Annotated in this window: 13 protein-coding genes; 3 read left to right on the top strand and 10 right to left on the bottom strand. The window is 74.4% G+C overall.

Going from position 1 to position 12,144, the window contains the following annotated elements:
• Positions 1-67 precede the first annotated feature (67 nt).
• Positions 68-259, top strand: coding sequence for a hypothetical protein (locus tag AB2U05_RS22075; protein ID WP_045703887.1), 192 nt, complete (start codon positions 68-70; stop codon positions 257-259).
• Here the strand turns inward: AB2U05_RS22075 and AB2U05_RS22070 are convergent.
• The 6 genes from AB2U05_RS22070 to AB2U05_RS22045 all read right to left on the bottom strand — a co-directional run bounded on the left by AB2U05_RS22070 (position 205) and on the right by AB2U05_RS22045 (position 5,642).
• Entirely contained in the window at positions 205-825 is a 621-nt protein-coding gene (locus AB2U05_RS22070; protein WP_052707716.1) for a DUF6099 family protein, read from the bottom strand. The two genes, AB2U05_RS22075 and AB2U05_RS22070, sit on opposite strands and share 55 nt — an antisense overlap.
• Before the next feature lie 155 nt (positions 826-980).
• Positions 981-1,409, bottom strand: coding sequence for a nucleotide pyrophosphohydrolase (locus AB2U05_RS22065; protein WP_369184027.1), 429 nt, complete (start codon positions 1,407-1,409; stop codon positions 981-983).
• A complete protein-coding gene (locus tag AB2U05_RS22060; protein ID WP_369184026.1) occupies positions 1,406-2,812 on the bottom strand; it encodes an ATP-binding protein in 1,407 nt (468 codons plus the stop codon). The genes AB2U05_RS22065 and AB2U05_RS22060 overlap by 4 nt, the downstream gene beginning before the upstream one ends.
• A gap of 147 nt (positions 2,813-2,959) precedes the next feature.
• Positions 2,960-3,835, bottom strand: coding sequence for a putative RNA methyltransferase (locus AB2U05_RS22055; protein WP_369184025.1), 876 nt, complete (start codon positions 3,833-3,835; stop codon positions 2,960-2,962).
• A 59-nt stretch (positions 3,836-3,894) separates the two neighbouring features.
• Positions 3,895-4,758, bottom strand: a complete 864-nt coding sequence (locus AB2U05_RS22050) for a RimK family alpha-L-glutamate ligase (protein ID WP_369184024.1) — start codon at positions 4,756-4,758, stop codon at positions 3,895-3,897.
• The gene (locus tag AB2U05_RS22045; RefSeq protein ID WP_045711022.1) at positions 4,755-5,642 is read right to left on the bottom strand and encodes an ATP-grasp domain-containing protein; all 888 of its coding nucleotides are present in this window, start codon (positions 5,640-5,642) and stop codon (positions 4,755-4,757) included. Before AB2U05_RS22045 ends, AB2U05_RS22050 begins: the two co-directional genes overlap by 4 nt.
• A gap of 315 nt (positions 5,643-5,957) precedes the next feature.
• Here AB2U05_RS22045 and AB2U05_RS22040 point away from each other — a divergent pair, with 315 nt between their 5' ends.
• Positions 5,958-6,821 carry a GNAT family N-acetyltransferase gene (locus AB2U05_RS22040; protein ID WP_369184023.1) on the top strand — a complete coding sequence of 288 codons (864 nt, stop codon included), beginning with the start codon at positions 5,958-5,960 and terminating at the stop codon, positions 6,819-6,821.
• An 81-nt stretch (positions 6,822-6,902) separates the two neighbouring features.
• Here the strand turns inward: AB2U05_RS22040 and AB2U05_RS22035 are convergent, their stop codons facing one another.
• From AB2U05_RS22035 to AB2U05_RS22020, 4 genes are all read right to left on the bottom strand, one after another.
• Positions 6,903-7,325: a hypothetical protein gene (locus AB2U05_RS22035; protein ID WP_045703877.1), complete on the bottom strand. Its 423-nt coding sequence runs from the start codon at positions 7,323-7,325 to the stop codon at positions 6,903-6,905.
• Positions 7,322-7,558 (bottom strand): toxin-antitoxin system HicB family antitoxin, encoded by a 237-nt coding sequence (locus tag AB2U05_RS22030; RefSeq protein WP_045703875.1) that lies wholly within the window; start codon positions 7,556-7,558, stop codon positions 7,322-7,324. Before AB2U05_RS22030 ends, AB2U05_RS22035 begins: the two co-directional genes overlap by 4 nt.
• Before the next feature lie 215 nt (positions 7,559-7,773).
• Entirely contained in the window at positions 7,774-10,374 is a 2,601-nt protein-coding gene (locus AB2U05_RS22025; RefSeq protein ID WP_369184022.1) for a collagenase, read from the bottom strand.
• A gap of 264 nt (positions 10,375-10,638) precedes the next feature.
• Complete coding sequence (locus AB2U05_RS22020) at positions 10,639-11,589, bottom strand: LysR family transcriptional regulator (RefSeq protein WP_045703871.1); 951 nt, start codon at positions 11,587-11,589, stop codon at positions 10,639-10,641.
• A gap of 334 nt (positions 11,590-11,923) precedes the next feature.
• Between AB2U05_RS22020 and AB2U05_RS22015 the strand changes: the two genes are divergently transcribed.
• Positions 11,924-12,118: a hypothetical protein gene (locus AB2U05_RS22015; RefSeq protein ID WP_157882263.1), complete on the top strand. Its 195-nt coding sequence runs from the start codon at positions 11,924-11,926 to the stop codon at positions 12,116-12,118.
• The last annotated feature ends 26 nt before the right edge of the window (positions 12,119-12,144 follow it).

Raw genomic sequence — 12,144 nt, 5'->3', positions numbered from 1 at the left:
CCCGCCGCAACGGCCGAGCCACCGTCGGCCGTTTCACACTGCACTACCGATCCGAAGAGGTCCCGTCATGTCCGAACCGTCTGCCACGCCGCAGCTCCCGAGCAGCACGCCCAAGAGCCTGCTCGAACAGATGCAGGAACTGCTCGCCTCGGTGACCGCGGACCTCGCCGAGCTCCAGTCTCCCGGCCCCCGCGGCGCCGCCGGCTACCCCACCGGCACCGACACCTCCGACGCTCCGGCCGCGCCGGGCACCCGGTAGTCCGGCGCCTCCTTCCCCTCCTCACCCGGCGGGCCGAGCCGGACCTCCAGTAAGGGCGACCCCCGCCCGGCCCGCTCCGCCTCGGCGGCCCCGCCGAGCACCGTGCTCTCCTCTCCCGCGCCCCGGCCCGCCGCCTTCCGCAGCCGCTCCGCCAGGTCCTGGCAGTCCGATACCGCGTCGACACCGTCGATGCACGTCCAGTAGATGCTCTCGGTGTCGGCCCCGCAGGCCAGCACCACCAGCGTCTCCCCGACGTCCCGCAGCAGCCCGTCCAGCGCACCCAGGGTCGGCCCCAGGTCGCCGAGTTCGGTGAGCCGACCGGCCCGCCCGCCGCTCACCACGGCGGCCCGCACGACCGAGCGGTCCAGGCAGACCGCCGCGTGCGCTCCCGCCTCGGAGAGCTGCTGGCCGAGCCCGGTCAGCTCGTCGTCGTCCAGCTCCGCCAGCCTGGCGCCCACCGCCTCGGTGAGCAGCGCGGCCTGCCGCGCCTCGGCCAGCACGTCCGGCACGTGTCTGGCCGAGGCCAGCGCGTGCCGAGCCGTCTTGATCATGCGCAGCGCCTCCATGGACACCGCTCCTCTCGCTCGCGTTTCGCCGTCGACCACCGCCGCCGAGGGGCGGGTCAGGTGGTCACGGCGAAAGCGTGCGGAAATCGGCGCGGGCCCGCATCCACCATCCCGGAACCTGTGGACAACTCCGGGGTTGTGGATAACTTCGTCCCTCACACGGGTTGGTCGCTCACGTCCGAGTTGACGTCGGCCGCCGCGCCGGGCACCGGGAAGCGGTGTTCGTTCCGCTCGATCTTGGCCGCGAGCGCCTCCAGCGGGTCCACCCCGACCGCCGTGCAGAACTGCACCAGGTACGCGAGGACGTCCGCGACCTCGTCGCGCACCCGGTGGGCCCGCTCCGGGTCCGACATCACCTCGGCCGCCTGCTCGGGCGTGAGCCACTGGAAGATCTCCAGCAGCTCGCCCGCCTCCACGCTCAGCGCCGCCGCCAGGTTCTTCGGGGTGTGGAAGGGCTCCCACCGCCGGGCCGCCGCGAAGTCCACCAGCCGCTGCCGCAGCGCCTCCAGGGTCGGGCCGCCGGCCCCCGAGGCCCCCGCCGCACCGGTGGACGGCCCGGCCGCCCCCGTCTCTCGTTCGCTCATTCCCCCAGGTCTACCGCATCCGCTCCCACCGCCCGTTGCGCCGGCACCCGGGCCGGCTCCGGCCGCAGCACGGTGACCCCCGAGCCCGGGTCCCGCCGGCACTCCACCAGCAGCGCCCCGCGCCCGCCCCCGCCCCCGAGCGCTTCGCGCGCCGCGGCCGGCTCCTGCAGCGCCGCCAGGACCCGCAACTGGTTGCGCCCCGACATGTCGCGCGCCAGCCGCAGCAGCGACGCGGCCTGCTCGGTGGAGAGCCCGGAGCCGAGGTCCTCGGCGAGCACGGTGAGCTGCCGGTGCGCCCACGGCACCTCGGCGGCCACGTCGAGGTCGAGCACCCCGGCACCGGTCAGCAGCACCGCGGCGAACGCGAGGTGGCGCAGCATGCCGTCCGAGGCCTGGTCGGCCCGGGTGCGCCCGCGAACGCCCTCGTCGAAGACGGCGAGGACGCGCCGCCCGGCCGCCGTGTCCCGGTGGTCGAGGTCGATCCCGAGCAGCGCGTACGGCGCGGCGGCCTGCGCGACCCGCAGCAGCTTGCCGTACCGGCGCGGGCATTCGTTGCTGAGCCGGTCGACGACGGCGGAGATGTTGGCGGCGTTGCTGCGCAGCCGGGCCTGCGGGTCGGCCCTGGCCCAGCCGCGCATGAGGGCGGGGACGGGGTGGAGGGGGAAGACCTCGCGCAGCGCGGTGAGCAGGTCCTCGACGGCGGCGAGGACCTTGCGCTCGCCGCGCGAGGAGCCGGCGACCCGCAGCGGCAGTTGCGCGGTGATCATGGTGCTGCTGGGCAGCGGCGCCCGGATGTCGCCCTGCCGGGTGTCGTTGTGCCAGCAGACGTTGACGCGCCGGCGGCGCACGTCCTGTTCCCCGGTCTCGACGAGGGTGCGGCCGTCGAGGGTGAGCGTCTCGCGCACGATCCGGACCGGTTCGTCGGCGCGGATGACGAGGTCGAGCCGGATCGTGCCGTGCGGCGAGCGAACGGTGCAGCCGAGGCCGATGGCCTCGCGCCCGTGCGGGAGGCATCCGTCGAGGCCGCCGCGGACGGGCGTGGCGAGCGGGCCGGTGCGGTCGGGCAGGCCGTTGAGGGAGCCGGCGATCTCCTCGCCGAGGGCGAGCCGGGAGAGGACGGCGAGCGCGTCGAGGGCGTTGGACTTGCCGACGCCGGCGGGGCCGTGCAGGACGGTGAGGGGCGCGAGCGGCAGCGTCGCACGCCGGTAGGACTTGAACGAGGTGAGCCGGAGCTCCTCGACGGTCGGGCGCGGCACCGGCGGCTGCTCGGGTTCCGGCGCGGACTGCCGGGCGGATTCCGGCAGCGGCGGTCGGTCGGCCGCCGGCGCGGACGGCCGGGCGGATTCCGGGGCGGACGGTCGGGGGTGGGCCGGCGCGGCGGGCCGACTGGCGTCGCGGTTCACGGGTCGGACGTTAGCCGCAGGCCACCCGACAGAAACGTGCCTGCACGAACAGGTTCATCCCAACGTGGCGCCCCCGCCGACCGGGTGCTGACGGCCCGCACCCGAACCGGTGATCCGCCCGGACCGGTGTCCCGCCCGGACGGGCGCTCAGCGCCGGTAGGCAGCCACCGTCACCGAGGCCGTCACCTCGACCGGCTCCGGCAGCGCGCCCAGCGCCGCCGCGAGGGCGTCCGGATCGGTGTGCCAGGCGCTGGGCCCCATCCCGACGACGGTCCGCACGTCCGCCGGCCCGAGCCGCAGGGTGAACTCGATCTCCCGCCGCCCGGCCGGCGCCAGGTACGGGCCGAGCTTCTCGTCGATCCGCCGCTGCTTGTCCTCGTCGACCGACAACAGCCCGAGCGCGTCCACGAGTTCGCGCAGGTGCCGCGCGGTCGGCGAGACCAGCAGCAGGGTGGCGCCGGGGCGCAGCACGCGGTGGATCTCGGGCCCGTTGCGCGGCGCGAAGACGTTGAGCATCAGGTCGGCGGCGCCGTCGAGCAGCGGCAGGGGCCGCCAGGCGTCGCAGACCACGGCGCCGATCCGGGGGTGGGCCTTGGCGGCGCGGCGCAGCGCGTACTTGGAGATGTCGAGGGCGGCGCCGGCCCGGCCGGGCAGCGCGTCGAGGACGTGCGCCAGGTAGTGGCCGGTGCCGGCGCCGAGGTCGGCGATCAGCCCGTCGCCACCCAGCCCGTCGCCGCCCGGCCGGTCGTCTCCGGCGGTCTGCGCCAGCGCTTCGGCGGCGGCTTGCGCGAGGGCGTCGGCGATGGGCCGGTAGTGTCCGGCGGCGAGGAAGTCGGCGCGGGCGGCGACCATGTCGGCGGTGTCGCCGGTGCCGGTGTGGGCGTCGCCGGCGAGGAGGCTGACGTATCCCTGCTTGGCGAGGTCGAAGCTGTGCCCGGCGGGGCAGCGCAGGGTGCGCTCGTGCCGGGTGAGGGCCTGCGCGCAGTGCGGGCAGGCCAGGTGGTGCTCGATGTCCTGCAGCAACGTTCCGTCTTCTCTCTGGGGCCGTACGGCTCCGGGGCCCTGACCAGCCAGCCTAACCTTCAGCCGACGCCGCCAGTCCCGACGCCCGCCCCGACGCCCGCCCCGACGCCGGCCCCAGCGCCCCCGACGCCCGCCCCCACGCGCAGCGCCAGTGCGGCGAGCGCCTGCGGCGCGCCCGCCTGCCCACGGATGCCGGGGAAGGCGTTGACGTCGACGACTACCGGCTCGTCCGGCCCGTCGAGCAGGTCGACCCCGTAGACGTCGAGCCCGAACACCTCCCCCACCCGCAGCGCGAGCGCCGTCCGCCCGGCGGACGGCACCCACCCCTCGCCGCCTTCCGGCCCGCCATCGGGGGCCGCGAGTTCGGAGCGCCGCCGGGCCGCGAACACCTGCCCGTCGACCACCCACAGTTTCTGGTCCCAGCCCGTCCCCGGCACGAACGGCTGGGTGACGACCGGCTCCTCGGGCCACCGCGCGGCCAGTTCCCGCAGCCGCGCCTCGCCGTCGACCAGCGCGACCAGGTCGTGCCGCCGGCTGTGCCGGCTCTTGACCACGAACGGACGTCCCTGCCAGGTGAGTTCGGCCATCCGGCCGCCGACCGCGGTCGGCACGAAGGGCAGCCCGGCGGAGCGGGCGAGGTCCGCCATCCGCACCCGGTCCTGGCAGAGCTCCGTCGCCGCCGCCGAGTTGACCACCGGCACGCCGCGCCGCTCCCACTCCCGCGCCAGCGCCAGCGCGGGCCCGGTCCGGGCCTTCAGCAGGCACACATCGACGAGCTCCCCCGCGACCCCCGCATCCCTCGCGCCCCCCGCACCCCCCGCCGGCGCGACGTGCACGACCTCGCACCCCCGCCCCTCCAGCAGCCCCGCGACGGCCGCGAGCACCGGGTGCCCCGGATCCGCGGCGATCAGCCCGACCCTCACAGCGCGGCCCCCAACTCCCCGTAGGCGAAGGACTGTTCGGCGGGCACCAGGCCACCCGGCACGGTCACCGCGGTGCCGCTGCGCGCGAGCCGCAGCACCGCCCGGGCGACCCGCGCCACGGCGTCCGGCACCTGCCGGAAGCTCGGGAAGTCGTTGACGTCCACGACCACCGGCCCGTCCGGCCCGAGCAGCACGTCCACGCCGTACAGGTCGAGCCCGAACACCTCGCCGACCTGTGCGGCGATCCGCGCCACCTCCGCGGGCAGCGGCACCTGCCGCTCGCGCACGCCCTGCCCGGGGTGCAGCGGGGAGGAACGTTCCGTCGCGAAGAGTTCGCCGTCGACGCAGTACACCTTCAGGTCCGTGCCGGAGTTGGGCACGTACGGCTGCGCGATCAGCAGCCCCTCCCCGGCGAGGGCCGGCCCGAGGTCGAGCAGGTGGTCGGGGCTCGGCACGAGGTGGACGGCCCGTCCGGAGCTGCCGTCCGCGGGCTTGACGACGAGCGGGTACTCGGCGACGGGTATCTCGGCGAGCCGTTCCCAGCGGGCGGCGGCGTAGGTGACGGGGACGGGCAGGCCGCGGGTGCGGGCGATGACCGAGGCGAGCGCCTTGTCCCGGACGCCGCGGATGGAGCGGACGTCGTTGACGGTGGTCAGGCCCACGGCGGCGGCCGCCTCCAGCAGGGTCAGTCCGGGCCCGCCGGAGACGGTCTTGAGCACCCAGGCGTCGTGGCTGCCGGCCCGCACGGCCTCGGAGACCGCGAGCAGCGAGTCGCCGGGGCGCAGGACGTCCACCCGGTGCCCCCACGCGGTGAGTTGGCGCGCCACGTCGAGCGGCATGCCGTCGCGCCGGTAGTGCTCCTCCACCAGAAAGCAGAGCCTCATGGGCCTGACTTCCCCCCTTGCCTCGCCTCGCGTGATTCGCCGCCGTCCCCCTCCGGCGGAGCCGGAAAGGCTTCAGCATGCCACGGGGTTTACGGGCAAGATCGCTGCGAGCCGGTAATCGTTCGGCAACAATCGGAGGCCAAGGCTCCCCCAAGAGCCCTCCAAGAGCCCTTCATGAGCCCGCCATGAGCCCGCCAATCCGCCGCCAAGGGGGGTCCGCCGCCGCGCGCCCGCGCCGGAGCCCGGGGCGACACCGCCGCACCGCGCCGCCCAAAACGGTGGCGGCCCGCCCGGGTGCCTGCTTGGATGCACGCCGTGACTCCTGTTGATCATGCTCCCGACCCGGCCCTGCTCGACGAGATCGAGCGCTACTACGACGCCGTGCCCCGCGCCGCCGCCCGCACCGAGGACTTCGGCCCGCTGACCCTGTTCGTCCGCGACGGCGTCGGCTGGCCGTACTACGCCCGCCCGACGCTCGGCCACGACGGCCCGGCCGCGACCGCCGAGGACGTCCGCCGGGTGCTGGAGCGGCAGCGCGAGCTGGGCGCGCCGGAGGCCTTCGAGTGGGTGGCCGAGCAGAACCCGGCGCTGCGGGCGGCGGTGGAGGCGGCGGGGCTGGCGGTGCACGAGCACCCGCTGCTGGTGCTGGGCCCGCAGGACGAGCCGGCCGCGATGCCGGAGCTCCCGGAGGGCACGCAGGTGCGGGTGCTGTCGGCGGACGCGCCCGAGCTGGCGGCCGCGGCGGCCGTCCCGCACCTGGCCTTCGGCGAGCCGGGCACCGCCATCGGCACCGCCGGTACGGCCGAACTGCCCGAGGTGGCCGCGAAGTTGACGGCCGAGGGCCGGGTGGAGCAGGTCGCGCGGCGGATCGCCGCCGGCACCACCGCGATGGCCGCCGCCACGGCGGGCGGCGAGGTGCTGTGCGCCGGCCAGCACAACCCGGTGGGCGCGGTCACCGAGGTCGCCGGGGTCGGCACGCTCCCGGCGGCGCGCCGGCGCGGGCTGGGCCTGGCCGTCACGGCGGCGCTGGTCGCGCACGCGCGGGCGAACGGCGTGCGGACGGTGTTCCTGTCGGCCGCCGACGAGGACGTCGCCCGGATCTACCGCCGGATCGGCTTCCGCCCGTTCGCGACGGCCCTGATCGCCGAGCCGGCCGAGCCCGCCGAGCCCGCCCACTGAGCACCCGGGCAGCACGAACAGCACGAACAGCACGAACAGCACGAACAACGTGAACAGCACGGACGACGCGGACGGCGGCGCTCAGTCGTCGTCCTCGTCTTCCGCCCCGCTGACCCCCTCCCCCTCGGCCTCGTCCACCACCCACGCGGCCAGCCGCTCGGCGACCCCGGAGACCCCGAGCCGCCCTTCCCGGATGGCCCGGGAGAGGCTGCGCACCTCGCGGGCGGTGGTGGCGACGGTGCAGCCGCTGGCGACGAGGTAGGCGTAGGCGACGGCGGTCGCGAACAGCTCGTTGGTCTTCTCCAGGGCCGGCACCCGGATCAGCTGGTGCATCAACGCGGCGGCGCGGTCCTGCGGTTCGGGGTAGACGGCGATGTCGAAGATCTCGGCCTGGTGCCGGGTGACGGCCGCGAGCAGCGAGCCGTAGTCGGTGACCTGCGGGTCACCGGGCGTGTACTGCTCGGCGGTCATGAGCAGCCACGAGAGGTCGACCTCCAGCTTCAACGGCGCACGTCCTGGAGGTCGCCCGGCTCCCCGAACTCGGCGAGGAAGGCGGTCTCGTACTCCTTCATGAACTGCGCGGCGGCGTCGACGAAGGCCCGCCCGGACTCGCCCATGTCCTGCTGGACCAGGCGTTCGATGTACTGGTTCATGCTGATCCCCTGCTGCTCCGCCCGTTCCCGGGCCATCTCTGCGGTCGTCGCGTCGACCCGCACGTTCAGCTGCTTCTTGCCCATGTCGTTCAAGCTAGCGCCGATGCGCTAGCACAACAAGGGCGCGCGCTCACCGCCGGCACACCTCCCGCACGCCCCTGGGCAACCTGCCCGTCACCCGCACCCACGACACCCGAACAGCCGGGCCGACCGCCCAGCCCGCACCCGGGCACACTCGAAGGGCCGGGCCCGCGGCGGCTGCCACGGGCCCGGCCCGGAGGACCGGAGGAGGGTCCGGATCAGAACTGGGTGGAGACGGTCACCCCGCTGAAGTCGGTGTTCGCGTACAGGCTCACGTACCGGTACCCGGCGGTCGGGTTGCTGACCGTGATGCTCTGCGCCGTCCCGGCCTGGGTGGACGAGGCGGTAAAGGCGTTCGGCGAGGCCCAGGTGCCGTCGTTGTAGTACAGGTAGGCGGTGCCGGTGCCCCCGGAGGCGTTGATCTTCAGGGTGCTGGTGCCGGCCGGCAGGTAGACGTAGAAGTACTTCAGGTTGCCGGCGGTGGCGGACAGGTTGGCCCGGGAGCAGTTCTGGCCGAGCGCATCGGCGCGCGGGTCGGAGCAGGTCGGCAGGGTGGTCCCGGTGCCGGCGGTGACGGTGACCGAGGTCGGGGTGCTCGCGGTGCGGCCGGTGTCGTCGGTGACGGTCAGCGCGACGGTGTAGGTGCCGGCGGCCGCGTAGCTGTGGACCGGGTTCTGCTGGTCGGAGGACGCGCCGTCGCCGAAGGTCCAGTGCCAGGAGACGATCCGGCCGGAGCCGGTCTGCACGGACTTGTCGCTCAGCGTCACGGCCGCGCCGTTGACGGCCTGGTCGAACAGCGCGGTCGGGCCGGCCGCGTAGCAGGCGCCGGCGGCGCAGCTGTCGAGCCAGGCGTCGAAGTCGGCGTCGTAGCGGGTGCCGAGGCCGTTGTAGACCGCGTAGCCGCCCTGGTAGTCACCGGTGCGGAAGTGCTGCAGCATCGCGTAGATGTCGGCCGGGTGCTTCTCGAACATGTACCGGACGGCGAGGTAGCCCCACGGGTAGGTGCGGACGGTGTCCGAGTTGGCGTAGGTGTTCTGGAAGACGGTGCTGAGCTTGTACCGGTGGGTCGCGGCCTCGCTCATCGCCTGGGTGTCGGTGGTGCCGCGGTAGGCGTAGGACTCGTACTCGGCGACGCCCTCGATCCACCAGATGTCCGGGACGGAGATCTCGGTGGAGAAGTTGCCCTTCATGTCGTAGATGCCGTCGAGGTAGTGCGTGTACTCGTGGTTGAGGTTCCACACGTTGGCGGTGAAGCCGTCGTTGTAGGACTTCAGGTACATCACCGACACGGCCTGGTTGTTCGGGTCGGTCGGGTCCATGACGGTCTGTCCGCCGTTGTCGGTGGAGTTGTTGAAGATCGCCCAGGAGTAGGTCAGGTAGTCGGCCCGGTTGGCGAAGATCCCGAGGGTGATGGTCTTGTCGTACTGGCCGGGGACCGGGCCGTTGTCCTTCACCAGGTTGTGGAAGAAGCCGTCCTCGCCGCGCAGGCTGGTGCAGACCGCGGAGAGGTCGGCGGGCGACAGCGACTCGGTGAGGATGGTGCGGTTGTCGCAGACCAGCTGGTTGGGCAGGACGGCCGCGGTCAGCTTCGCCGGCAGGTTGCAGGTGCCGTAGTAGGAGCACAGGCCGGGGTCGTAGGTGTTGGCGTTGTAGGCGGTGTGGACGTACAGCGGACCGGTGGGGCCGGTGATCTGCACGCCGTCGAGGACCGCCTTGACCTGCGCCTTGACCGCCGCCTCGACGGCCGGGCCGTCGCCGGCCATCCGGCCGAGGTCGTTGCCGGCGTTGACGTCCAGGTACTCGTTGGCGGTGCCGAGCAGGTCCTTGTGGGCCAGCGCGAAGTTCCCGAGGGTGGTGGCGATGCTCGGGTCGGCGGTGACGGCCCGGACGAAGTCGGGGTTCCAGTTGCCGCGCCACAGCGGCGCGCTGAAGACCGCGTTGACCGCCTTGAGCATCTTCGGGTAGGCGTTGTACGAGTTGTTGTAGCTGGTCAGCACCTTCTTGTAGACGCCGAGGTAGCTGCCCTGCAGGTTGGCGCTGTCGGTGAGCACCAGGACCTCGTTGAGCACGACGCCGTTGGCGTCGGTGACGTCGGTCCAGTGCGAGCTCGCGAAGAACGCGTCGAGGGCGCCCTTGGACGCACTGGTCAGCGCCGCGTCGTACGGGCCCACGGCGCCCGCGTTGTTGGACTGCACGTACCAGCCGGCCCGCAGGAAGAGCACCAGCTGCAGGATGCCGGTGGAGTTGTCGCCGGTGTAGCCGGCCGCCTGGGCCTGGAGGGCCTTGGTGACGGTGAGCATCTTGTCTTCCTTGAAGATGCTGCCCGCGTCCGTGCCGGTGACGTTGAACAGGGTGTTGACGCAGTCCGTGGTCGAGCCGGTGACGAAGGAGACCAGGTCGGCCCCGCTGCGGCTGCCGAAGTCCGCCGGCGTGCAGGTGGCGGCGGCGGCCGTGCGCTCGGCCGGGTTCGTACGGGCGGCGGCGGCCTGCTTGGGTGCCGGTGCGGCGGGCGGCGCCTGACGCGTCAGCGGGCGGGCCGAGGTCTGCACGGCGGTGCCGGCCGGTTGGCCCATGACGACCTGGCCGAGCAGCGCGGGCGGCAGCGGCTTCGCGGCGGGCGCGACGGCCTCGGACGGGTCGGCCGCGAGGAAGGCCCCGAGGGGCTTCGGGACGTCGGAGCCGGGGTCGGCCGCGGGCCGGGCTCCGGCCGACGGCCGGTCAGCGGCGGCGGCACCGGGGGCACCGGGGGCGGCGAAGGCCTGGGCCGGCAGCAGCGTGGCGGCGGCGGCGCAACAGCCGGCCACGAGGCCGGCCAGCATGGTGGGGAGGGGTATCCGTTGGCGCACTGGTGGGGGCCCTTCTCCTGTGGGGGAGGCGCTGGAGGACTGCCGAGGCGGCGAGGGGGGGAACGCGGCATGATCCTGCCAGCCACAGGAGGCCAGAACAATGTCACAGGTCATATGACATGACGCAGGCTGGGCATAACACGGGCCATAACACCGGGCCCCACCTGGCCGACGGCCCGCCGCACACCCACCCGCACGCGCCCGACCGCACGCGCCCGCCCGCCGGCCCCCGGCCCGTCAGGACCGGTACGTCCGCGCCGCCCACGCCTGGAAGGCCGGCGCCGCCGCGATCAGGTCCCGGTACGCCGCGGCCGCTGCCCCGAACAGCGTCTCCACCACCTCCCCGCCCACCCCGGCCGGCCGCCAGACCAGAAGCTGCCGGCACCAGATCGGGGTGCCCGCGAGCGGCTTGACCACCACGTCGGCGAGCGGCCGGGTGGTCGCCTGGACGACGGAGATGCCGAGCCCGGCCGCGATCATCTCCTGCAGCTCCAGCCGGCCCCCGAGGAACTCGTGGACGGTCGCCGGCGCGAACCCGGCCGCCGCGCACGCCCCGTGGAACACCCGGTGCCAGCCGGCCCCGTCGTCGGGGGTCAGGAACCAGTCCTCCTCGGCGAGGTCGGCCAGCGCCACCTCGGTGCGGTGCCGCAGCCGGTGGCCGGCGGGCAGCGCGACGAAGGCGGGCTCGGTGACGATGCCCCGGTGCGCGACGGCCGGCGAGTGGCGCAGCTCCCGGCCCGGGTAGTCGACGGCGACGGCCGCGTCCGCCTCGCCGCGCTCCAGCAGGTCGACGATGTCCGAGGAGCGGTAGACGGAGGTCAGCGTGAGGCGTTGCCCGGGCCGCTGGTGCCGGGCCCGGGTGACCAGCCCGGGCAGGATCGGCGAGATCGTCGCCGCCAGCCGCAGTTCGCGCGGGGCGGGCCCGGCGGAGGCGTCCGGGCGGCGGCCCAGGCAGTCGGCGCGGGTGAGCAGGTCCCGCGCGGCGGCGACCACCTCGATGCCGAAGCCGGTCGGCGCGACGCCGACCGCGGTGCGTTCGAACAGCGGCGCCCCCAGGTGGCGTTCGATCCGGCGCAGCTGGGTGCTGGTCGCCGGCTGCGAGGCGCCGAGCAGCACGGCGGCCCGGCCGACGCTCCCGGTGTCGGCGATGGCACACAGCACGCGCAGGTGCCGCAGCTCCAGCTCCATGACGCTCCCCCTCACGCACCGGCCGGCCCCGGCCTGCGTCGCGGGGCGGCTGCCGCCGGCGGCGGGCGACGCCACGGCGCGGTGCAACGGCGCGGTGCAACGGCACACATGACATGTCAGCGGCTTACCTTCACCCCCGCGAATTGCCTCGTCAAGACCCCTCCGGGGGTCGGGAGGCCGCGCCGGCGCCATCTTTTACCGGCGCATTGCCCACCGCATGCCCGAGCCCCGGCCCGCCCGGGCGCGGGAGACTTGAAGAGTCCTTCAGCATCCGGGACTCTGAACTGTCCTGAGCGTTCCCCCGAGCGGCACCGACCGGTGCGGAGGCCGGCAGATGACAGCCATGTTCGACCAGGAGCTGCGCGAGCAGCTCGCCCGGGCCCGGCAGGACCTCGCGGTGGCCCGGGCGGAAGGGGACGCCGACGGCGTCCAGGCGTACGAGGGGCGGATCGCCGGGCTCCTCCGGCTCGCCGCCCAGCACGGCATCGACCTTCCGCACAGCGCCGACGAGGAGGAGCACAACGGGTAACCGCGCGGTCCGAACGCCGAGGAGGC

It is taken from the genome of Streptomyces sp. Y1 (genome assembly GCF_041053115.1).
Taxonomy (GTDB): Bacteria; Actinomycetota; Actinomycetes; order Streptomycetales; family Streptomycetaceae; genus Kitasatospora; species Kitasatospora rubellomurina.
Note: the sequence above shows the minus strand (reverse complement) of the source record. Positions and strands in the feature narration are given on the sequence as shown.